20 protein-coding genes and 2 tRNA genes are annotated in these 21500 nt (G+C 59.3%); 14 read left to right on the plus strand and 8 right to left on the minus strand.

What is annotated here, in order from left to right; translation table 11 throughout:
* The first annotated feature begins 14 nt into the window (after nucleotides 1-14).
* Together ACUXAC_RS16235 and dkgB are read left to right on the plus strand one after the other, a co-directional pair.
* Nucleotides 15-91: transfer RNA gene (locus ACUXAC_RS16235), tRNA-Asp, on the plus strand.
* Nucleotides 92-304: 213 nt separating this feature from the next.
* Complete coding sequence (gene dkgB / locus ACUXAC_RS16240; RefSeq protein ID WP_387443296.1) at nucleotides 305-1108, plus strand: 2,5-didehydrogluconate reductase DkgB; 804 nt, start codon at nucleotides 305-307, stop codon at nucleotides 1106-1108.
* A gap of 46 nt (nucleotides 1109-1154) precedes the next feature.
* Here the strand turns inward: dkgB and yafC are convergent, their stop codons facing one another.
* Nucleotides 1155-2039, minus strand: a complete 885-nt coding sequence (gene yafC / locus ACUXAC_RS16245; RefSeq protein WP_387443298.1) for a DNA-binding transcriptional regulator YafC — start codon at nucleotides 2037-2039, stop codon at nucleotides 1155-1157.
* Between the two features lie 330 nt (nucleotides 2040-2369).
* On the opposite strand from yafC, the gene ACUXAC_RS16250 reads away from it, so the two are divergent.
* Entirely contained in the window at nucleotides 2370-3164 is a 795-nt protein-coding gene (locus tag ACUXAC_RS16250; RefSeq protein WP_025160092.1) for an endonuclease/exonuclease/phosphatase family protein, read from the plus strand.
* Nucleotides 3165-3216: 52 nt separating this feature from the next.
* On the opposite strand, the gene mltD is transcribed toward ACUXAC_RS16250, so the two are convergent.
* Nucleotides 3217-4599, minus strand: a complete 1383-nt coding sequence (mltD, locus tag ACUXAC_RS16255; RefSeq protein ID WP_060440648.1) for a murein transglycosylase D — start codon at nucleotides 4597-4599, stop codon at nucleotides 3217-3219.
* A 71-nt stretch (nucleotides 4600-4670) separates the two neighbouring features.
* Nucleotides 4671-5426: a hydroxyacylglutathione hydrolase gene (gloB, locus tag ACUXAC_RS16260; RefSeq protein ID WP_454266783.1), complete on the minus strand. Its 756-nt coding sequence runs from the start codon at nucleotides 5424-5426 to the stop codon at nucleotides 4671-4673.
* A gap of 44 nt (nucleotides 5427-5470) precedes the next feature.
* Between gloB and ACUXAC_RS16265 the strand changes: the two genes are divergently transcribed.
* Nucleotides 5471-6190, plus strand: coding sequence for a class I SAM-dependent methyltransferase (locus ACUXAC_RS16265; RefSeq protein ID WP_387443304.1), 720 nt, complete (start codon nucleotides 5471-5473; stop codon nucleotides 6188-6190).
* On the opposite strand, the gene rnhA is transcribed toward ACUXAC_RS16265, so the two are convergent.
* The gene (gene rnhA, locus ACUXAC_RS16270) at nucleotides 6187-6654 is read right to left on the minus strand and encodes a ribonuclease HI (RefSeq protein WP_387443307.1); all 468 of its coding nucleotides are present in this window, start codon (nucleotides 6652-6654) and stop codon (nucleotides 6187-6189) included. The genes ACUXAC_RS16265 and rnhA overlap by 4 nt on opposite strands.
* Nucleotides 6655-6726: 72 nt before the next feature.
* On the opposite strand from rnhA, the gene dnaQ reads away from it, so the two are divergent.
* Both dnaQ and ACUXAC_RS16280 read left to right on the plus strand, forming a co-directional pair.
* On the plus strand, nucleotides 6727-7470 hold the full coding sequence (gene dnaQ / locus ACUXAC_RS16275) for a DNA polymerase III subunit epsilon (protein WP_159317667.1): 744 nt from the start codon (nucleotides 6727-6729) through the stop codon (nucleotides 7468-7470).
* Between the two features lie 144 nt (nucleotides 7471-7614).
* Nucleotides 7615-7691: transfer RNA gene (locus ACUXAC_RS16280), tRNA-Asp, on the plus strand.
* A gap of 105 nt (nucleotides 7692-7796) precedes the next feature.
* On the opposite strand, the gene ACUXAC_RS16285 is transcribed toward ACUXAC_RS16280, so the two are convergent.
* Nucleotides 7797-10037 carry a TonB-dependent siderophore receptor gene (locus tag ACUXAC_RS16285; RefSeq protein WP_454266784.1) on the minus strand — a complete coding sequence of 747 codons (2241 nt, stop codon included), beginning with the start codon at nucleotides 10035-10037 and terminating at the stop codon, nucleotides 7797-7799.
* A 229-nt stretch (nucleotides 10038-10266) separates the two neighbouring features.
* Here ACUXAC_RS16285 and ACUXAC_RS16290 point away from each other — a divergent pair, with 229 nt between their 5' ends.
* The 4 genes from ACUXAC_RS16290 (at nucleotide 10267) to hpxK (ending at nucleotide 14824) form a co-directional block, all read left to right on the plus strand.
* Nucleotides 10267-11145 carry a siderophore-interacting protein gene (locus tag ACUXAC_RS16290; protein ID WP_060425264.1) on the plus strand — a complete coding sequence of 293 codons (879 nt, stop codon included), beginning with the start codon at nucleotides 10267-10269 and terminating at the stop codon, nucleotides 11143-11145.
* Between the two features lie 136 nt (nucleotides 11146-11281).
* Nucleotides 11282-12121 (plus strand): MurR/RpiR family transcriptional regulator, encoded by an 840-nt coding sequence (locus ACUXAC_RS16295; RefSeq protein ID WP_060425266.1) that lies wholly within the window; start codon nucleotides 11282-11284, stop codon nucleotides 12119-12121.
* 208 nt (nucleotides 12122-12329) lie between these two features.
* Entirely contained in the window at nucleotides 12330-13574 is a 1245-nt protein-coding gene (locus tag ACUXAC_RS16300; protein ID WP_387443313.1) for a pyridoxal-phosphate-dependent aminotransferase family protein, read from the plus strand.
* Complete coding sequence (gene hpxK, locus ACUXAC_RS16305; protein ID WP_387443315.1) at nucleotides 13571-14824, plus strand: allantoate amidohydrolase; 1254 nt, start codon at nucleotides 13571-13573, stop codon at nucleotides 14822-14824. The genes ACUXAC_RS16300 and hpxK overlap by 4 nt, the downstream gene beginning before the upstream one ends.
* On the opposite strand, the gene ACUXAC_RS16310 is transcribed toward hpxK, so the two are convergent.
* The gene (locus ACUXAC_RS16310) at nucleotides 14816-15589 is read right to left on the minus strand and encodes an amidohydrolase (RefSeq protein ID WP_049271923.1); all 774 of its coding nucleotides are present in this window, start codon (nucleotides 15587-15589) and stop codon (nucleotides 14816-14818) included. The genes hpxK and ACUXAC_RS16310 overlap by 9 nt on opposite strands.
* Complete coding sequence (locus ACUXAC_RS16315) at nucleotides 15577-16737, minus strand: pyridoxal phosphate-dependent aminotransferase (protein WP_141958030.1); 1161 nt, start codon at nucleotides 16735-16737, stop codon at nucleotides 15577-15579. The genes ACUXAC_RS16310 and ACUXAC_RS16315 overlap by 13 nt, the downstream gene beginning before the upstream one ends.
* A gap of 164 nt (nucleotides 16738-16901) precedes the next feature.
* Between ACUXAC_RS16315 and ACUXAC_RS16320 the strand changes: the two genes are divergently transcribed.
* Genes ACUXAC_RS16320 through ACUXAC_RS16330 form a run of 3 tightly spaced genes read left to right on the plus strand, consistent with a single transcriptional unit; the run spans nucleotide 16902 to nucleotide 18741 of the window.
* A complete protein-coding gene (locus ACUXAC_RS16320) occupies nucleotides 16902-17516 on the plus strand; it encodes a methylthioribulose 1-phosphate dehydratase (protein WP_038871354.1) in 615 nt (204 codons plus the stop codon).
* Entirely contained in the window at nucleotides 17513-18202 is a 690-nt protein-coding gene (mtnC, locus tag ACUXAC_RS16325) for an acireductone synthase (protein WP_454266785.1), read from the plus strand. Before ACUXAC_RS16320 ends, mtnC begins: the two co-directional genes overlap by 4 nt.
* Nucleotides 18199-18741 carry a 1,2-dihydroxy-3-keto-5-methylthiopentene dioxygenase gene (locus tag ACUXAC_RS16330; protein WP_308343438.1) on the plus strand — a complete coding sequence of 181 codons (543 nt, stop codon included), beginning with the start codon at nucleotides 18199-18201 and terminating at the stop codon, nucleotides 18739-18741. The genes mtnC and ACUXAC_RS16330 overlap by 4 nt, the downstream gene beginning before the upstream one ends.
* A gap of 17 nt (nucleotides 18742-18758) precedes the next feature.
* Here the strand turns inward: ACUXAC_RS16330 and mtnA are convergent, their stop codons facing one another.
* Complete coding sequence (gene mtnA, locus ACUXAC_RS16335) at nucleotides 18759-19787, minus strand: S-methyl-5-thioribose-1-phosphate isomerase (protein ID WP_387443322.1); 1029 nt, start codon at nucleotides 19785-19787, stop codon at nucleotides 18759-18761.
* A 146-nt stretch (nucleotides 19788-19933) separates the two neighbouring features.
* Between mtnA and mtnK the strand changes: the two genes are divergently transcribed.
* Nucleotides 19934-21133, plus strand: coding sequence for an S-methyl-5-thioribose kinase (mtnK, locus tag ACUXAC_RS16340; RefSeq protein WP_387443325.1), 1200 nt, complete (start codon nucleotides 19934-19936; stop codon nucleotides 21131-21133).
* Nucleotides 21134-21500: the final 367 nt, after the last annotated feature.

Consider the following 21500-nt stretch of genomic DNA (forward strand, 5'->3'; position numbering starts at 1 on the left):
GTAAAAGAATCGGTGGAGCGGTAGTTCAGTTGGTTAGAATACCTGCCTGTCACGCAGGGGGTCGCGGGTTCGAGCCCCGTCCGTTCCGCCACTTAATTGATAAGCCCTGAGTCTCTGACTCAGGGCTTTTTCATATGCAAAATTCACGGAATATCGTCGAAATTGCCACCGCTCCTGCCGCTTTTCCTCAATATTGTTGCCTGTTGATCAAAAGTCTTATGCCGAACCTGGCGTTTTTGCTCACTAAAAATATTGCCATACTCTCTCGCATTGCTATTTATCCACTAATGAGAGAGTAAAAATTGTGAGCATTCCTGCATTTGGTTTAGGTACTTTCCGCCTTCAGGATCAGGTCGTTATCGACTCGGTGAGTACGGCGCTGGAACTGGGCTATCGGGCTATCGATACCGCACAGATCTATGAAAACGAAGCGGCCGTCGGCCAGGCTATCGCAGCCAGCGGTGTGCCGCGTGACGAGCTGTTCATCACGACCAAAATTTGGATCGCGAATCTGGCCAAGGGGTCATTAATTCCCAGCCTGCGAGACAGCTTGGTCAAACTGCAGACCTCGTATGTCGATCTGACATTGATTCACTGGCCATCGCCAAATGATGAAGTGTCGGTCGCCGAGTTTATGGCTGAATTGCTGGAAGCCAAGCGATTGGGGCTAACCCATCAGATAGGGGTATCCAATTTCACGGTCGATCTGATGCAGCAGGCGATTGACGCGGTCGGTGCCGATCAGATCGCAACCAACCAGATCGAACTGTCGCCGTTCTTGCAGAATGAGAAAGTGGTGGCGTTCGCACGGCAGCATGGCATTGCCATCACCTCTTATATGACGCTGGCGTATGGCAAAGCGTTGCAGGAGGAGACGATCAAGCGTATCGCGGCGCGGCACAAGGCGACGCCGGCACAGGTGGTCCTGGCCTGGGCGCTGAAGCTCGGCTACGCGGTGATCCCTTCCTCGACCAAGCGTGAAAACCTGGAAAGTAACCTGCTAGCGCAGCAGCTGCAGCTGAGTGATGAAGATATGGCACAGATTGCCGCGCTGGAAAGCAACGGCCGGTTGGTCAGCCCGGAAGGTCTGGCACCCGACTGGGACTAATCTTCAGATATGATGACCTCAGGCGCTCGAGAGAGCGCCTTTTTTATCACTTTAACCGCTCGCTGATAAAATCGATAAAGCTGCGCAGGCGGTTACTGACGGCGCTATCGCTGTAGTACACCGCGTTGATCGGCATTTCGAGTGGCAGCGTGTCCCCCACCAGAAGGGGGACCAGATCCCCGCGTTTGACGTCTTCATCACTCATAAAGTCCGACAGGCAGGCGATGCCGTTGCCGTGCAGGCACAGGTGGCGCTGGGTTTCGCCGCTGTTGGTGGTCAGCCCTGGAACGATCTCCAGTTGGCGACCATCGGCACAGGCCAGCGGCCAGCGGTTTAGGTTAGGCAGGTCGTTAAAGCCGATGCAGCAATGGTGTTCCAGATCGGCCACCGTCTTTGGCGCGCCATACTGCGCCAGGTAGGCGGGGGAGGCCAGGATGCGCCGATAGCTGGCCATTAGCTTGCGCGCTTTCAGCGTAGAGTCCGTCAGCTCGCCGACGCGGATTGCGATATCCACTTTCCGTTCGATCAAATTGATGAAGTTTTCCGAAGAGACTAACGATAGCGACATTTCCGGATAGCGTTCACGAAACTCGGCGACCAGCGGCGTCAACAGATGCAAGACGACCGGCGTTGCGGCATCGATGCGCAGCAGCCCCTGCGGGCGTTGGCGGCTTTCCAGCAACGCATTTTCCGCTGCGGCCATATCGCTCAACACCTTTTGCACCTGCCGAAAGTAGTTTTCGCCTTCCTGTGTCAGGCTGATTTGGCGTGTCGTACGGTTGAGCAGGGTCACGCCCAGCTTGCTCTCCAGTTTTTTTACCGTACGGCTAACCACGGAGTTGGCCTGCTGCAGGCGCTCTGCCGCCCGGCTGAAGCTGCCGCTCTCCACTACGGTGACGAAGGTGATAAGCTCGTCCGAATTCGCTTTCATTTTTGCTCCACGGGCAAACATCGTTTGAAATTTTGAGCGATTTCGTCATTTAATCACGTCGGAGCATCGCCGTCACCCACTTGAGCACGAACCTGTACATTCCGATATCCCGTGCGCATTTTGCTGGCCTTTTCGCATTTTTCACCTCTGATGCGTCACCTTTACACAGCTATACCCTCAGAATATTGAAATCACCGCAGACGGCCCCTATAACTGAAAAGGTTATGCCTGTAAAAGCCATGCCCTCTGTGCGGGGCAGGCGTATAATCAATTCACCGTTGGCGAAGTCTTCATCGCCAGTTTCATGCTAATGGGTAATAGGCGAATCGCGTGCCGAAACGAACTTATGCAATGAGGTATGTTGCAGGCCAGCCAGTCGAACGAATTTTTCCTGGCGCCGTTAACCAGCCGTTGCCGCCAGGGGCTGCGCTGCCGACGACCGGCGCTCTGCGCGTCATGGTATGGAATATTTTCAAACAGCAACGAGCCGACTGGCTTTCGGTGCTGAAAAATCATGGCAAAGATGCGCAGCTGGTGTTGTTGCAAGAGGCGCAAACCACGCCGGAGCTGGTGAGCTACGCTACCGCCAACTATCTGGCGGCCGATCAGGTGCCGGCCTTTGTGTTGCCGCAACATCCTTCCGGCGTGATGACGCTGGCAGCCGCTCATCCGGTTTACTGCTGCCCGCTGCGTGAGCGTGAGCCGCTGCTGCGGCTGTCCAAATCGGCCTTGATCACCGTTTACCCGCTGTACAATGGCGAGCTGTTGATGGTGGTGAATATCCATGCGGTGAACTTCAGCCTGGGAGTCGACGTCTACAGCAAGCAGCTGGGGCCGATTGGCGAGCAGATCGCCAGCCATCGGGGGCCGGTGATCATGGCGGGGGACTTCAACGCCTGGAGCCGTAAACGTATCAACGCGCTGTATGACTTTGCCGGCGAAATGGCGCTGCGCGAGGTTAGCTTCACCGACGATCATCGTCGCAAGGCCTTTGGTCGCCCGCTGGACTTCGTGTTTTACCGTAACCTGGGTGTTGTTGAGGCCTCGGTGCTGGTGACCAGCGCGTCGGATCACAATCCGTTGTTGGTGGAGTTCCACCCGGAAAAAGACTCCCCCGTCTGGTGAATCGCAGGTAATAAAAAAGCACCCCGAGGGGTGCTTTTTTTGTGCCGGAAACTTAGGTATCCGGCGTTAGCTTGTTGCCGACAAACAGGGTCAACTTCAGACCGGGTTGCAGACTGCCTTTACCGAGCGTTGAATTCCAACGCATCACGTCGTTAATATCGACGCCGTGACGACGTGCAATGCTGGCGAGCGAATCACCTTTGCGAACCTGATAGGTGATACTGCTGTTACTGCCCGTATTGCTGGCCACTTGCAGGGTTTGCCCAACTTTTAAGGCGCTCTTGGCGCGCAAGTTGTTCCAACTCTGCAAATCGCTGGTCTTAACGTTCAGCCGCTTGGCAATGCCCGATAAAGTGTCGCCGGAGCGTACTTTATACGAACTGCCACCGGACAAACCGCTGTTCTTCGCCAACTGCGTCGTTGGCTGAGTCACGGCGATCTGGCCATCGGCCAGCGAGTCTTTCAGCTGATCGGCATGCCCTTTGGGAACCATGATGTAATGGGGCCCGTTAGGTGCCGTAACGCCTTTTTTGTAGCCTGGGTTATACGCTTTCATCTTGGTGACCGAAAGCCCTGCCATCTCAGCCGCCTGAGTCAGCTGGATCTGCTGTCCGACATCGATACGCGCCAGCGCACGGGTTTCATCCGTTTTCGGGAGTTTCACGCCGTACTTCTTGCTGTTCTTGATGATGTCGCTCAGCGCCAGCATTTTCGGGACATAGATTGACGTTTCACGCGGAAGCGACAGTGCCCAGAAATTGGTTGGCTTACCCTGGCGTTTGTTTGCCTTCACCGCTTGCATCACGCGGCCTTCACCACTGTTATAGGCGGCTACGGTCAGTAACCAGTCGCCGTTAAACATGCGGTTCAAGCGTTGCATCATGTTAAGCGCAGCGGTTGTCGAGGCGACGACATCGCGTCGACCGTCATACCACTGATTGTTTTTCAAACCATAATTGCGACCCGTTTGCGGCACGATTTGCCATAGCCCTGCGGCGTTGGCACTTGACGTGGCGTGTGGGTCAAAAGCGCTCTCCACTATGGGTAGCAGTACCAGTTCCATCGGCATATTACGTTTCTTAATCTGCCCGACTATCCAGTACATGTACGGCTCTGCCCGTAATGTTACATCGTGGAGATAGCTCTTACTTTTTAAGTACTTTCTTTTCTGATCACGGATCCGGGAATTTTCCGGAACCTCCATCTTCAGCTCGTCGCTAATGAAGTTCCACAGGTCCTGTTGCGCGGCGGGACTGTTGTTATCCAACCACCGCGCCGAGCTCGCTCGGCCATTTGCTGTGTACTCTCCTGCTTCACCATCTTGACCAGCCGAAGACAAACTCTGTGCATGCTGTTCTGGCGCCGGTGCGTCCTGCCTGGACGACTGGCAACCCACTAGCAAGACTGAGGCGAGAAATATCGCTTTAGCCTTCATGTGTGTGTCAATGTAGTTGCTTAAAAGACGAGCAATAATACTTTGCTTCGCCAAATAACACAACTAAAAGCTTAGAAGTTATCTTTCCGCAGGCGTAATTCGGAAAAAACTGAATGAAGGCTTTCTGGTGGTGAATTAAAGCCTAATTTCTTTTGTAAATCAGTGTCATGGCAACGTAAAAACAGGTTAATTTTGCGCTCTAATTGCAATGTGGTCGGCACGCTGGCTTGGCCTTTTGCCCTTAACGCTTCAACATGTTGTTGATATGTTTCAATCTCTCGATCTTCCGGCAAAATAGCCCGCGCAAACTTAAGATTTGAAAGAGTATATTCATGCGCGCAGCAAATTAAGGTGTTATCGGGAAGTTGCGCGAGTTGTTGAAATGAGTCGTACATTTGTTTGGCGGTGCCTTCAAACAGCCTGCCGCAGCCGGCAGAGAACATTGTGTCGCCACAGAACAGATAAGGGGCACTATAGAATGCCACATGGCCTAACGTATGGCCGGGGACGGCGAACGTCCTGTAATGGCAGCCATCGATGTCAAAGGTGTCGCCGTCGCGGACGATGTGATTGGCGCCTTTGTCTGCGGTTTCTTGCGGCCCATAGACGGCCAGGCCGGGATACTGAGCCACGATCTGCGCCACGCCGCCGACGTGATCGTGATGATGGTGGGTCAGCAGGATCGCCGCCGGCACCAGCTGCAGGCGCTGTAGCGCTTCGAGCACCGGCTGCGCCTCACCCGGATCGACGATAATGCAGCCTCCCTGCCGGTCATCCAATAACCAAATGTAATTGTCCTGGAAGGCGGGAATGCTGATAAGATTCATGGTGTACCTCTCGTTGGCAACGGCTTGAAAGAAGATAATAAATCATGAAACCAGCCCGTACTCTACAAAAGCTCACCGGCCCGCAGTCCTGGGCGGCGCTGCCGTGGGGGGAGTACTATCGTGAAGCGCTCGAGCGACAGTTGCAACCCTGGTGGCCGAAGCTGTTCGGTTTCCATCTGCTGAAGATGGGCATGCTCAGCGCCGAGCTGGCCACGGACAAATGCGCGATTTCCCATCAGGTCAACGTAGGGCTGGAGGGCGAAGGGCTGCAGGTGATCGCCGATGCTTATCAACTGCCGTTTGCCGCCAAGTCGGTGGATGCCTGCCTGTTGGCGCATACGCTGTCCTACGCGGACGATCCGCACCGCATGTTGCGCGAGGTGGACAGGGTATTGATCGACGACGGCTGGTTGGTTATCAGCAGCTTCAATCCGTTCAGCCTGTTGGGATTGGGCAAGCTGGTGCCCGGACTGCGTCGCCGCCAGCCCTATGTCAGCCGCATGTTTACCCAGATGCGGCTGCTGGATTGGCTCAGCCTGCTGAATTATGAGGTGCTGCACCAGGCGCGTTTTCACGTGCTGCCGTGGCATCGCCAGGGTGGAAAATTTTTATGCACCCATTTGCCGGCGCTGGGCTGCATGAGCGTGATTGTGGCGCGCAAACGCACCTTGCCGCTGACGCCCACGCCGATGAAACTGGGGGCGAGAAAACCGTCTCTCAGCCGCGCGGTGGGCGCGACCAAGAGCTACCGCAAACTGCCTTAGGCTTCCGGTTGATAACCGACGTCTTCCTGCGTCGGCTTGCCGGCCGCTTCGCGCGCCAGCACGTCACAACGTTCGTTCTCCGGGTGGCCGGCGTGGCCCTTGACCCATTCCCATTTTACCTCGTGGCGCTGAATGGCCAAATCCAACCGCTGCCACAGATCGACATTCTTGACCGGCTTTTTTTCGGCGGTTTTCCAGCCGCGCTTCTTCCAGTTATGGATCCAACTGGTGATGCCCTGGCGCACATACTGGCTGTCAGTGCTGAGCGTCACGGCGCAGGGTACGGTCAGCGCTTCCAGCGCCACGATCGCCGCCATCATTTCCATGCGGTTATTGGTGGTCAGACGAAAACCCTCGCTGAAAGTTTTTTCCGTCTGCTTATAGCGTAATATCGCACCGTAACCCCCGGGGCCGGGATTGCCAAGGCAGGAGCCATCGGTGAAAATTTCTACCTGTTTGAGCATCTCTGGTAGACTCTTCCTATCAGTTTTATAAAAGCCAAGTCTGACATAAACGAGCGCTGTGAGCACTGCAATATGATCTCTACAACCACCAGACAGATTGTCCTCGATACCGAAACCACCGGTATGAACAAGCTTGGGGTGCACTACGAAGGGCACCGCATCATCGAAATCGGTGCGGTGGAGGTGATTAACCGCCGCCTGACCGGGCGTAACTTCCACGTTTACATCAAGCCGGATCGGCTGGTGGATCCGGAAGCTTACGGCGTACACGGCATCAGCGACGATTTCCTGGCCGACAAGCCGACCTTCGATCAGGTTGCCGACGAATTCCTCGACTTTATCCGCGGCGGCGAGCTGGTGATCCATAACGCGGCGTTCGACATCGGCTTTATGGATCACGAATTCCGCATGTTGCAGCAGGGTATCCCGAAGACCGAGACCTTCTGCACCATCACCGACAGCCTGCTGATGGCGCGCCGCCTGTTCCCGGGCAAGCGCAACAACCTCGATGCCTTGTGCAGCCGTTATGAGATAGACAACAGTAAGCGTACGCTGCACGGCGCATTGCTCGATGCCGAGATCTTGGCGGAAGTCTATCTGGCGATGACCGGCGGTCAGACCTCGATAGCGTTCCAGATGGAAGGTGATACCCAGCAAAACGACGCCGCGCAAGAAATTCAGCGCATTGTCCGCCCGGCGACGGCGATGAAAGTGGTCTACGCCAGCGACGAAGAAGTGAAGGCGCACGAGGCGCGTCTGGATCTGGTGGCGAAAAAGGGCGGCAGCTGCCTGTGGCGCGGTTCGCCGGCCGAGTAACGGCATTGTTGCACGAAAAAAACGCACCGGATGAACCTTCGTTGAAAAACTGTGCAAACGGTTCATTTGGTGAGAAAAAGGCGTTGACGGAACCGAGAGGCGTCCGTAATATGCGCCTCGTTCCCCCGCAAGAGGGAATGGCGCGGAGCGGTAGTTCAGTTGGTTAGAATACCTGCCTGTCACGCAGGGGGTCGCGGGTTCGAGCCCCGTCCGTTCCGCCACTATTCAGAAGCCCTGAGTTAGCGATAACTCAGGGCTTCGTCGTTTCTGCTCTCTGCAAAACGGTGCGGCCCAATAAACGGGGCCGGCAGACCGGCCCCTTATCCTCAGAACAACACCGAGTAGTTCAAGCCGAAGGTGCGTCCGCGGCCTTTATAACTGTACAGCTCAGGCGAGCCGTAGGTCGGGCTGTACAGGATCGGCGCGCGTTGGCCCCAAACGGTGGTGTATTCCTTGTCCAGCAGGTTTTCCACGCTGAAGCTGATTTTCCCTACCGGCAGGGTATAGCTGCCGAGAAAATCGAGGGTGTTGTAGCCATCGATTTTGCGGCCCTGAGTGGAGTTGGCCTTGGTGTAATCGCCATCGTCCGACACGTCGAAGGTTTGCTGCGACTGTAAACGCAGATTCCAGTCGCCCGGCGCCCAGCCGACATAAGCGGTGATTTTCGATGGGCTGGCGGTATCGACCACCAGCTTCTTCCATTCGCCGTTGACCTTGGTTTCGGAACGGATAACGTTGAAGTTGGTGCCGGCGCTCCAGTCGCTGTCTTCAAAGAAGTAGTCTACCGCGCCTTCCACCCCGTAGATGCGGCGTTTGTCCGCATTGACGTTGATGGTCATGTCGGTTTTGTTGATGGCGATGCTCTTGTCGGACAGAGAGTAGTAGGCGGCGATTTGCGTGCGCAGGTTATCGCCGGTATAGCGCCAACCCAGCTCGTAGGCATTGACCTTAATGCCTTCCTGCTTGGAATCACCGACGTTGACGCTCTTCAGCAGTCGGTAATGGCCGCCGTTCAACGCGTAGGTGCCGTTGCCGTAATATTTGCCCGGGTCCGGAATCTCGAAGCCCTGAGAGAAGTTGAACCAGGTTTGCTGGCGCTCGGTCAGGTGCGCCAACAGGCCGGCGTTGAACAGCGCGTTGTTATAGTCGGTTTTCCCGCCCGGTATCGCGTCGGCGGACGTCGCGGCGCCGGTGGCGATCGCCTGCTGTTGGTTATAGCCGACGAAGTCGTCAATCTTGTTTTCGGTGTACTGGTAACGCACGCCGCCGCTCAGGGTGAAGATCGGGTTGATGTCGTAGCTGGCCTGCAGGAATGACGCCAGGTTGCTGGTGGTATAGCTCGGGTAGCGGCCGGTATTGTAGGCGTTCTCCAGCGTCATGCCGCCGGACTGTTGCGCTTTAGCCAGGTTGAAGAACTGTTGGTTGGCGTTGAAGCTCTCATGCTCGGCGTCGATGCCGTAAGTCAGCGTCAGTGCATCGACAGGCTTGCTGTTTAACGTCAGCTTGCCGCCGTAGAAATCGGTTTTTTGCTGCGAAGCGCCAATGCTGCTGACGTAATAGTTCGGCGCTTTGCCCGCCAGCGTCGGGAACGGGTAGAAGGTCAGGGTTTCGTCGCGGTAGTAGACCTGCGCCACCAAATCCTGGCCGAGGAAATCGGTGTTGGAATACTGCAGGTTGATCAGATGGCGTTCGGTGCCGGGGATACGGTCGGAATTTAAGTTTCCGCTGTTGTATGCCTTGGCGTTACCGGTCACCGCCGCAAAGTTCTCTCCCAGGAACAGGCCGTGGTCGCCGTCGGATTGGCTTTTATAGTATTGAGTGGTCAGCTGCAGCTGTTGATGATCGTCGATGTTGAGGGTGCCGGTGCCCATGACGTCGAGGCGATCGGAATACTGCAGGCCGGTTTGGGTATTGTCGATCAGCACCTCGTTGCCTTTGCCGTCGTACCAGCCACCGTAGCGTTGGTAAGAAACGGACAGGCGCCCCGAGGCGTTGTCGTTGCCGCCGCTGACCGCCGCCGCCACGTTCTCGTCGTGATCGTTATGGCCGCCAAAGCCGGTTTTACCGCCGATCTGCAACTCGACCTGTTGTTCCGGTTGCCCCTTTTTGGTGACGATGTTGATCAGGCCGCCGGTGCTGCCGCCGCCGTACAGCGAGGTCGCGCCGGAAATCACCTCAATATGATCGATATTGAACGGATCGATCGAATCCAATTGGCGGCTGTCGCTGCGCGATGAATTCAGGCGTACGCCGTCGATCATCACCATCATCGAACGGCCGCGCATATTCATGCCATAGTTGGTGCGGCCCTGGCCGCTGACGTCCATGCCGGGGATCAGCTGCGCCAACATGTCCTTGATCTCTTTACCGCCCTGAACCTGCTGTTCGATCTCCTGGCTTTCAATGATCCAGGTCGTCTGCGCCATTTCCGCCGCGCTACGGTGCGAACGGCTGGCGGAGACCACCAACTGCTCTTCGTTGCCGGCTTTCTGATCCTCTGCCCAAGCCGCCGGCGCAAGCATTGCCAGCAGACAAGGGTTCAATACCCAAAGGTGTTTGCGTTTCATCGTTATTTCCCAGGTGATATTGTTATTACGTTATTTTTGAGAATGATTCTTTTATCAATAACGTTTCTTGTTATCAATAAAATCATGATATGATTTTTTGCGATACATTAACGTAATTAATTAGTTTTATTAACATTTTATCCGCTGCACGATCGCGCACTCCACGCCGTCAAACGGTAGCCGATCGGCCATACGTATAAGCGACAGCCGTTGCCGGAGAATCGAGAACATGTCCGCCAGCTACAGAATTTTTGATATCACCTTGAAAAGCAAAACGCTGATTTCACCTTCGCTGGTGCGCTGCGTGTTTGAAGGTGCGGATATTCATCGGATGAAGCTGGAAGCGCCGGATCAGCGCATCAAACTGTTGTTCCCGGCGGAGGACGGCAAGATCCCGCAGTTGGTCAACGGCCCGGACTGGTACGGCGATTACATGGCGATCCCCAAAGAACAGCGTCCGGTGATGCGCACCTATACGCTGCGTGCGCTGCGCTGTGAGCAGAATCAGATGGACGTCGAATTCGTGCTGCATGGCGTGAACGGCCCGGCCTCCGCCTGGGCGACCCACGCCGAGCCGGGTGACGCCCTTCAGACGGTCGCTCCCAACGCTGACTTCGACGGCGACAGCGGCGGCTACGAATGGGTGCCGCCGGCGCAGTTGCAGCAGGCGCTGTTGATCGCCGATGAGACGGCGGTGCCGGCGGCGATGGGTATTCTGGAGCAGCTGGCGCAGCAGGCCAATCCGCCGCGAGTGCAGGCATTTTTTGAGGTGCCGGTGGCGGGGGATTGCCTGGATTTGGCCCGTTTCCCGTTCGCCGAGGTTTACTGGCTGCCGCGTGACGTGGGCCACCAACTGGCGCATGGCACGCTGCTGGTGGAGGCGGTGCGCCAGCGGGTCGATATCCCCGCGTCGGCGTGTGCGCAGGCGCAGTCCCTGGCGGAAAGCAGCCTGAGCGATGAGGTGTTGTGGGAGCGTGCGGCCGGCGGTAACGCTTTTTATGCCTGGGTGGCGGCCGAGTCTTCCACGGTGAAAACGCTGCGGCGTTATCTGATCGGCGAACGCGATCTGGATCGCGCTACCGTCAACTTCATGGCCTATTGGTGCTGAACGCGCGGCCCTTTTCCGGCATTGATGCGGGAGAAGGGCATGCCGCTGCCATTCCCCACCCACGAATAATCACTTGCCAGCGGGTAGTTCGACCGTGTTATGTTCCGCTGAAACGAATGTTACAGCGAGAACGATAATGCAACGGTTCGACGAACGCCTGCGCCGCGACTACCCACAGCTGACGCCACAGGAGCAGCGGGTGGCCGACTTCATTTTCGATCACTATGACGATTTGATCGGTTACAACAGCGCCGAGCTGGCGCGTCTGAGCGGCGTTTCCAAAGCCACGGTCAGCCGCTTGTTCAAACGGCTGGGCTACCCCAACTACCGCGCCATGCGCGATGAGCTGCGCACCCTGCGCCAAAGTGGCATGCCGCTGACCGACAGCCGCGATGCGGTGCAGGGCGATACGCTGCTGGCGCGGCACTGTAAGCAGGAAATGGCCAATCTCACCCGCTGGGTAAAGCAGATCGATGCGGTGCAGTTCAGCGCGGCGATCGCCGCACTGGCGCAGGCGCGAGGCGTAATGCTGCTGGGGCTGCGCAACAGCTATCCGGTGGCGATGCACCTGCGCCAGCAGCTGATGCAGGTGCGTGAACAGGTGCTGCTGGCGCCGCAGCCGGGGCAGACGCTGGCGGAAGATCTGGCGGGGCTGACGCCGCAGGACGTGGCGGTGGTGGTGGCGTTCCGTCGCCGGCCGCGCCAGATAAAGGCAGTGCTGGCGCTGTTGCAAAGCCGCGGGGTACCGACGCTGTTGATCTGTGAACCGCAGGCGCAGGCGTTGTTCCCGTTGGCCAACTGGCATTTGACCGTGCCGCTCGACAGCGTGTCGGCCTTTGACAGCTATGCTGCCGCCATGAGCCTGGCCAGCCTGCTCAGCAATGCGTTGCTGCATGAGAGGCTGGCGCAGGGGCGGCAGCGCATTCATCACGTCGCCGAACTGTTCCAGGCGCTGGACGAACTGGAGCTGCGTTAAGCACGGCAGTTCATTTCCCTTCCTTCACCTTCCGCCGTTTAAGGCGGATCGGTCACCTCATTGTGTTACTTTGGTTTCATTAATTGATCATAAGAATCTTTTGTTTCAACTGAATCCCTATCGGGAGTAGGCTGTTGGGCAGCAAACAAACGTCATGTCGACGCTGACGGCATAACTCAATAACTTACTAAGCTGACAGGGAATGAACATGTTGGATACTTCGCAATTCGATCAGATTAACCCGCCGGCGCGCCTGCTGATGGGGCCGGGGCCGATCAACGCCGATCCGCGCGTGCTGCGCGCCATGTCGAGTCAGCTGATCGGCCAGTACGATCCGGCGATGACCGGTTACATGAATCAGGTCATGGCGCTGTACCGCGCGCTGTTCCGCACCGAAAACCGCTGGACGATGCTGGTGGACGGCACCTCGCGCGCCGGCATCGAGGCACTGCTGGTTTCCGCCATTCGGCCGGGCGATAAGGTGCTGGTGCCGGTCTTCGGCCGTTTCGGGCATCTGCTGTGCGAGATTGCCCGCCGCTGCCGTGCCGAGGTACACACGATCGAGGTACCGTGGGGCGAAGTGTTCAGCGCCGATCGCATCGAAGACGCGATTAAGCGAGTGCGCCCGCGCCTGCTGCTGACGGTGCAGGGCGACACGTCCACCACCATGCTGCAGCCGCTGTATGAGCTGGGCGATATCTGCCGCCGCCACGGCGTGCTGTTCTATACCGACGCGACGGCTTCCTTCGGCGGTAACCCGCTGGAGACCGATGCCTGGGGGCTGGATGCGGTCTCCGCCGGGCTGCAGAAGTGCCTGGGCGGCCCCTCCGGCAGCTCGCCGGTCACTCTTAGCCCGCAGTTTGAAGAGATTGTGCGCCGCCGTAAATGCGTGGAGGAGGGGATCCGCACCGCCGAGCACGCCGATGGCGACGACGAGATGATCTACTCCAACTATTTCGACATCGGCATGATCATGGATTATTGGGGGCCGGAGCGCCTCAATCACCACACCGAAGCCACCAGCATGCTGTTCGCGGCGCGGGAATGCGCGCGGGTGATCCTCGAAGAAGGGCTGGATCACGCCATCGCCCGCCACCGGCTGCACGGCGCGGCAATGCTGGCGGGCATCCGGGGCATGGGGCTGGCAGTGTTCGGCGATCTTGAGCACCGCATGAACAACGTGCTTGGCGTGATGATCCCGCCGCAAGTACAGGGTGAACAGGTGCGGCAGATGATGCTGAATGACTTTGGCATTGAAATCGGCACCTCGTTTGGCCCGCTGCAGGGCAAGATCTGGCGCATTGGCACCATGGGTTACAACGCGCGCAAAGATTGCGTGCTGCAAACCCTGGCGGCGCTGGAGGCGGTGCTGAACCGCCTCGGTTTCGCCAGCAAGCAGGGCGAGGCGTTGCAGGCCGCCTGGAACGTTTATGACACAGGCAAGCGTGGATGACGCAGCTGGAGGCACAGCAGGCCGCCGCACGGGTGATGGCGCGCTGTGACGAGCTGGCGGCGATCAGCGCAGAGCCCGATCGGCTGACGCGTCTTTATCTCTCCGCCGAACATCGGCGCGCCAATCACCGAGTCGGGGAGTGGATGCGTGAGAGCGGCATGCAGGTTTGGCAGGACAGCGTCGGCAATATCTGCGGCCGCTATGAAGGGCACACGCCCGGCGCCCCCGCGCTGCTGCTCGGTTCGCATTTGGACACGGTGCGTAACGCCGGGCGCTATGACGGCATGCTCGGCGTGCTCACGGCGCTGGAAACGGTGGCGCACTATCACCGCCAGGGGCATCGATTACCGCTGGCGCTGGAGGTGATCGGCTTTGCCGACGAGGAGGGCGCGCGCTTTGGCGTCACGCTGCTCGGCAGCCGCGGCCTGACCGGCCAGTGGCCCGCAGAGTGGCTGGCGCGCACTGATGCCGACGGCGTGAGCATAGCGCAGGCGATGCGCGACTTTGGGCTGGATCCGGCGGCGATCGCGCAGGCGCGTCGCGCACCAAACGAAATTCGCGCCTATCTCGAATTACATATCGAACAGGGCCCATGTCTGGAGGCGGCCGATTTGGCGCTGGGCGTGGTGACGGCGATCAATGGCGCGCGCCGGCTTAACTGCACTTTCAGCGGCGAGGCGGGCCACGCTGGCACGGTGCCGATGGGGCAGCGCAAAGATGCGCTGGCGGCCGCAGCAGAATGGATCACGGCGGTCGAAACGCTGACCTGCGCCGCCGATTCGCCACTGGTGGCCACCGTCGGCTGCATCGAGAGTCTGCCGGGCGCGGTCAATGTGATCCCCGGTGAGGTGAAATTGACGCTCGATGTGCGCGGCCCGCAGGATGCGCCGCTGGCGGCGCTATTGACGGCGTTGCTGGCGCAGGCGCAGGCGATCTGCGCGCGGCGTGGAATGCGCTTCGCCAGCGAGGCGTTTTATCGCATCGATGCCACCGCCTGCGACGCGGACCTGCAGCGCCGCTGGCAGGCGGCTGTCGCACAAGTGCAGGGCCGTAGCCTGGCGTTGCCGAGCGGCGCCGGGCACGACGCCATCGCCGTGGCGGCGCAATGGCCGGTCGGCATGCTGTTCGTGCGTTGCGCCGGCGGCGTCAGCCATCATCCGGACGAAGCGGTGCGGCAGGCGGACGTGGCGCTGGCGATCCAGGCCTATTGCCTGATGATCGCCGGCTGGGAGAAGGGGGAATCAGTCTAAACGCAGAAAGCTGTCGGCATCGCGCCAGGCCGGGAAGGCGCTGCGGTAACTCTGCAGGGTTTCCAGCGACAGCTCGGCGTCCAGCCGCGTGGCCGCGCCGGGCTCCGCATTCGCCAGGATCTCGCCCTGAGGGCTGATGATCAGGCTGTCTCCGCTGTAGCTCAGGCCGTTGGGATCTTCGCCCACCCGGTTGCAGCCCGCCACGTACACCTGGTTTTCAATCGCCCGCGCCGCCAGCAGCGTTTGCCAATGGCTGCTGCGCGGCGCCGGCCAGTTGGCGACGTACAGCGCCAGATCGTAATCCTGCTGATAGCGCGCCCAGACCGGGAAACGCAGGTCGTAGCAGATCTGCGGCAGGATGCGCCAGCCGCGCCATTCGAAGATTTCACGCCGGTTGCCGGCTTGGTAGTGCAGATGTTCGCCGGCCATGCGGAACAGGTGGCGTTTGTCATAGGCGTGCACCTGGCCGCCCGGCTCGACCAGCAGGAAGCGGTTGACCGCACCCTCGTCAGTTTTCAGCGCCACGCTGCCGCCGATTAACGCGTGGCTTTTCACCGCCCAACCGTGCAGCCAGTCGATCACCTGCTGTTCGGGCAGGGCGCTCTCGCCGGCATCCATGGCGAAACCGGTGGTGAACATCTCCGGCAAGACGATGAGATCTCGGCCAACGATCGGCGCCAGCAACGCATCGAAAGCCGCCAGGTTGGCGGGGCCGTCGCGCCAGACCAGCGGTTGCTGCAACAGGGTAATTTTTAAAGTCGACATAACCGCTCCGCAGCTGCATCCAGCGTGGCGTCCTGTTTAGCGAAGCACAGCCGGATCAATTTATGGGGGAAAGGATCGGCACAGAAGACCGACAGCGGAATGGCCGCCACGCCCACGTGCTCGGTTAACCAATGGCAGAATGCCACATCGTCCAGATCGGAGATGGCGCTGTAGTCCGCCAGCAAGAAGTATGTACCTGCACAGGGTAAAATTTCCAGTCGGCTGCTCGTCAGCGCCTGCACAAAGCGGTCGCGTTTGGCGCGATAGAACGCCGGCAGCTGTCGCCAGTGCTCCGGCTCGGCGCGCAGGCTATCCGCCAGCGCCAGCTGGGCCGGGGTATTGACCGAAAAGGTCAGGTATTGATGCACTTTGCGCACCTCGGCGCTCAGCGCGGCGGGTGCCACGCAATAGCCCACTTTCCAGCCGGTCATGTGGAAGGTTTTGCCGAAAGAGGACACCGCGATCGCGCGTTGGCGCAGCTGCGGGTGGGCCAGCACGCTGGCGTGCCCGCCTTTGGCGAAGCAGATGTGTTCGTAAACCTCGTCGCTGAGCACGTAGATTTCGCGTTCGGCGATAGCGTGCCACAGCTGCTGCATGTCTTCCGCCTGCCAGGCGGTGGCGGACGGGTTGTGCGGCGTGTTGACGATCACCAGGCGGGTGCGTGGCGACAGCGCGGCGGCGAACCCTGGCCAATCCACGGCAAACGCGGGCGGCTGCAGGGCGATGCGTTTGAGTATGCCGCCGGCCAACGTGACCGCCGGCGCATAGCTGTCATAGCTGGGATCGAAGCAGACCACTTCGTCGCCGGGGCGCACCAGCGCACTGATGGCGGCGAACAGCGCTTCGGTGGCGCCGGCGGTGACGGTCACTTCGGCGGTGGCGTCCGGTTGCCAGCCATACAGCTCGGCGGTTTTGTCGGCGATGGCTTCGCGCAGCGGCGCCACGCCGGTCATTGGCGCATACTGGTTGGCGCCCTGGGCGACGTGCCAGGCCAGACGTTCTTTCAGGTAGTCCGGGCCGTCGAAATCGGGGAAGCCCTGCGACAGGTTGATCGCCTGATGCTGCTGCGCCAGCGCGCTCATCTGGGTAAAGATGGTGGTGCCCAGGGCAGGCAGTTTACTTTCGGGAATCAATGCGGAAGTGCTCATAGCAGGTGAATACTCCAGGCGCTTATATTGCCGTCAATATAACACGATGCTAGTATTTGGCAATCAAGACGCTTAGATGGCTAAATGCGAAAAAGTGCTTAGCCCGCCACGCGGCAGGCAACGTTTCATCTGCCGACCGCCTTACCGAACGGGAAACGATAATAATGACGGAGAATCCGCAACTTACCGCATTGCTGGCGGCCTGCCACTGGATTGGCGACAAAGGCTGGTGCCCGGCGACCGGCGGCAACATGTCGCTGCGCCTGGACGAACGTCAGTGCCTGGTCACCGAGTCCGGCAAAGACAAGGGTAGCCTCAGCGCCACCGATTTTCTGCGGGTGGATATCGCCGACAATCATGTGCCGAGCGGCCGCACGCCATCGGCGGAGACTGGGCTGCATACGCTGCTCTACCGCCTGTCTGCGCACATCGGCGCGGTGCTGCATACCCATTCCGTCAACGCTACCGTCCTGTCGCGGGTGGAGCGCGGCGATGCGCTGGTGCTGCAGGGGTACGAAATGCAGAAGTCGCTGGCCGGCCAGCGCAGCCACCTGGACAGCGTGGCGATCCCTATTTTCGACAACGATCAGGATATCCCCCGGCTGGCGGCGCGCGTGGCGGCCTATGCCGAGGCCACGCCGCTGCAATACGGCTTTCTGGTACGCGGCCACGGCCTGTATTGCTGGGGGAGCCAGGTGGCGGAAGCCCGCCGCCATCTCGAAGGGCTGGAATTCCTGTTCCAGTGTGAACTGCAACGCCGCTTACTGGAGGCGAAATGATCCGCGCTATCGTGACCGATATTGAAGGTACCACCAGCGATATTCGCTTTGTGCATCAGGTACTGTTTCCTTACGCCCGCGAACGGCTGGCGGATTTTGTGCGCCGCCATGCCGCTGAGAGCGAAGTCGCCGCGCCGCTGGCGGCGCTGCGCGCTGAAATTGACCAGCCGCAGGCAGATCTTGACGCGCTGATCGCCGCCCTGTACCGCTTTATGGATGAAGACCGTAAATCTACCGCGCTCAAGGCGTTGCAGAGCATCATCTGGCGCAGCGGCTACCGCGAAGGGGACTTTCGCGGGCATCTGTATCCGGAGGTCGCCGGGCAGTTGGCCGCCTGGCAGCGGCAGGGGGTGAAGCTTTACGTCTATTCTTCCGGTTCGGTGGAAGCGCAGAAACTGCTGTTCGGCCACAGCGATGCGGGCGATCTGCAGCCGCTGTTCAGCGGCTATTTCGATACGCACGTCGGCGCCAAGCGTGAAACCGCGTCGTACCGCAACATCGCGCAGGCTATCGGCATCGCGCCCGACGAGCTGCTGTTTTTGTCCGACATCCACCAGGAGCTGGATGCGGCGCAGGCCGCCGGCTGGCATACCTGCCAGCTGATCCGCGATGAGGCGGACGACCAGAGCCGGCATCCGCAGGTTAACCGTTTTGATCGTATCGATTTAGGGGAGTTTGTCTCATGAGTGGATTGACCATTTTCAGCGATACAGCGCCGCAGCAGCCGCTGTGGCAGAGCCGCGATGCGCAGGAGATCAAGCGGCAGTTGGCGCAGATCGGCGTGCGCTTTGAGCGCTGGCAAGCGGATCGCGAGCTGGGCGATAACCCGCAGCCGGAGGCGGTGATCGCCGCCTACCAGCATGAGATAGACCGGCTGGTGGCGGAAAAGGGTTACCAGAGCTGGGATGTGATCAGCATGCGGCCGGACCATGAGCAGCGCCAGGCGCTGCGTGAAAAATTCCTGTCCGAACATACGCACGGCGAAGATGAAGTACGCTTTTTCGTCGAAGGCGCAGGGCTGTTTTGCCTGCATCTGGACGGCAAGATCTTCCAGATCCTGTGCGAAAAGAACGATCTGATCTCGGTGCCGGCCAACACCCGGCACTGGTTCGATATGGGATCGGCCCCGCATTTCACCGCGATCCGGGTGTTCGACAACCCGGAAGGCTGGGTGGCGCATTTCACCGGCGACAAGATCGCCGATGCCTATCCGCGTCTGGACTGAGCGTCAATCTGCGGGCGTTACCCCAGCGCCCGCCGGAAGATCCCCGCTTCAACCTGCTGCGGCGTAATCACGCCGCTGTCGAATACCCAGCCGCTGATGAGCTTGGCCGGCGTAACGTCGAACGCCGGATTGTAGACCGGTGCCTCGTTTGGCGCCCACTGACAGGCGCCGAAGCTGCCTGAAACGCCGGTGACTTCGGCCGCCGCGCGCTGCTCGATCGGAATGGCGGCGCCGTCCGGGCAGTGCGGATCGTGGGTGGTATGCGGGGCGGCCACGTAGAACGGGATGCCGTGGTAGTGCGCCAGCACCGCCAGGCTGTAGGTGCCGATTTTGTTGGCGACGTCGCCGTTGGCGGCGATGCGATCCGCGCCGACCCACACCGCATCGACCTGGCCCTGTGCCATCAGGCAGGCGGCCATCGAATCGCAGATCAGGCGATAGGGAATGCCCAGCTCGCCCAGTTCCCAGGCGGTCAGGCGGCCGCCCTGCAGCAGCGGCCGGGTTTCATCGACCCACACCTGTTGCACCTTGCCTTGCCGGTGAGCGTGCAGCAGCACGCCGATGGCGGTGCCGACGCCGGCGGTGGCCAACCCGCCGGTATTGCAGTGGGTCAGCAGGCGGCTGCCGGGCTTGACCAGCCCAGCGCCGTGATCGGCAATGCGATCGCACAATCGGCGATCTTCTTCCACCAACCGCAGCGCTTCGTTCACCATCGCCGGCACCCAATCAGGCTCCGCCAGCGCCAGCTTCATGCGATCCAGATTATTCATCAGGTTGACCGCCGTCGGGCGGGCGGCGCGCAGCGTGTGCAGCGCCTGCTCCAGCTCGGCGCGCGGCAGACCGCGTTCCGCGAGCAGCGCCAACAGCAGGCTGGCAGACAGCCCGATCAGTGGCGCGCCGCGCACCCGCAGGCTGTGAATGTGCCCGACCAATTCCTCCACGCTGTCGCAGGTGCGCCACCGCTTTTCCTGCGGCAGGGCTTGCTGATCGAGGATCCAAAGGCGGTTGTCCTGCAGGGTCAAACTGGTGGTGTTAAGCGCTTGCATCGGCGGTTAATTCCTTGTTGCGTGGTTATTGCATCTGAAACGCTATTCTGCCAACATGACTTCCAGATGTATAGACGTCCAAATGCTTTTACGTCTAAATAAACAGAATCGCTGGGATCGGTGAGAGAGAACAGAGGGGTTGGGGAATGTCGCTTTATCGTACGTTTACGGCTACCGACGCCGTTGAATACGCCCGCCAATACGGTCGGGTGTCTGAACCGCAGGCACTGGTCAGCGCTGACGAGATCGGTGACGGCAACCTGAATCTGGTGTTCAAGATCCGCGATCGCGAAGGGGTGAGCCGGGTGATCGTCAAACAGGCGCTGCCTTACGTACGTTGCGTGGGCGAATCCTGGCCGTTGACGCTGGATCGGGCGCGCATCGAAGCGGAAACGCTGCTGGTCCACGGCGGCTTCTGCCCGCGGCATACGGTAAAAGTCTTGCATCACGATCCCGAATTGGCGGTGATGGTGCAGGAAGACCTTTCCGACCATCGCATCTGGCGCAGCGAGCTGGTGCAGGGCAACTATCACCCGCTGGCGGCCGGGCAACTGGCGGAATACCTGGCGCAGACGCTGTTCCACACCTCCGATTTTTATCAGTCGGCGCAGCAGAAGAAGGCGGAAGTCAGCCGTTTCACCAACCCCGAGCTGTGCCAGATCACCGAAGATCTGTTCTTTACCGATCCTTATATCGATCATGAGCGCAATCGCTTCGAGGCGGCGCTGTTGCCGCAGGTGCAGGCGCTGCGTGAGGATACGCCGCTGAAGCTGGCCGTCGCCGGCCTGAAACATCGCTTTCTCAGCAAGGCGGAGGCGCTGCTGCACGGCGATATTCACAGCGGTTCAATTTTCGTGGCGGAAGGGCGATTGAAAGCGATCGACGCTGAATTCGGTTTCTACGGCCCGATCGGTTTCGATGTCGGCACGGCGTTAGGCAACCTGCTGCTCAACTATTGCGGCCAGCCGGGGCTGTTCGGGCCGCGCGACGCCGCCGCCGGGCGCGAGCAGCGCTTGCAGGATGTGCGCGAGCTGTGGCTGATCTTTGCCGATCGCTTCCTGGCGCTGTGCCATCAGCAAAGCCGGGATGCGGCACTGGCGACGCCGGGTTACGCCGAGCAGTTCCTGCAACAGGTCTGGGCCGATGCGGTCGGGTACTGCGGTACCGAACTGATTCGGCGCACCATCGGCCTGGCGCACGTCGCCGATCTGGACAGCATCGCCGACGCCGACATGCGCCTCGACTGCCAGCGTCATGCGCTGGGACTGGGGCGCACGCTGATCGTCAATGCGCCGCAGATCGAGCATATTGACGCGCTGTTGGCGCGCATTCGTCAACAAGGCTGAATAACTCGGCAATGAGGCAAACCCGGCTGCGGCCGGGTTTTTTATTTTTAAGAACTTATTGGTATCAGCAATAGAATAGATAAATTGTTTTTAACTAAAAATGTATTTTTGTTCGTGCCCTATTTGTAAATTTAATTATATTTTCTGACCGTTGGTTACATGTCTTTAATATTGATGGTTTGGTGCCTGAGGAGGGTATTTTTCTGGGTTTTATTGAGGTGGTGAAAACAAAGCAGGGTGGGCTGTGCTTTTTTTGATCGTTTTATTGTGGAAACAGAAAGAGAAAAAAAGAAATTTTATCGATAAAAACTATCATGTCACCGTTACTTTTTTATGGCGTGGGATAACTCATGCTCTAACGTGAATA

The organism is Serratia sp. 121840015-1 (assembly GCF_053627655.1).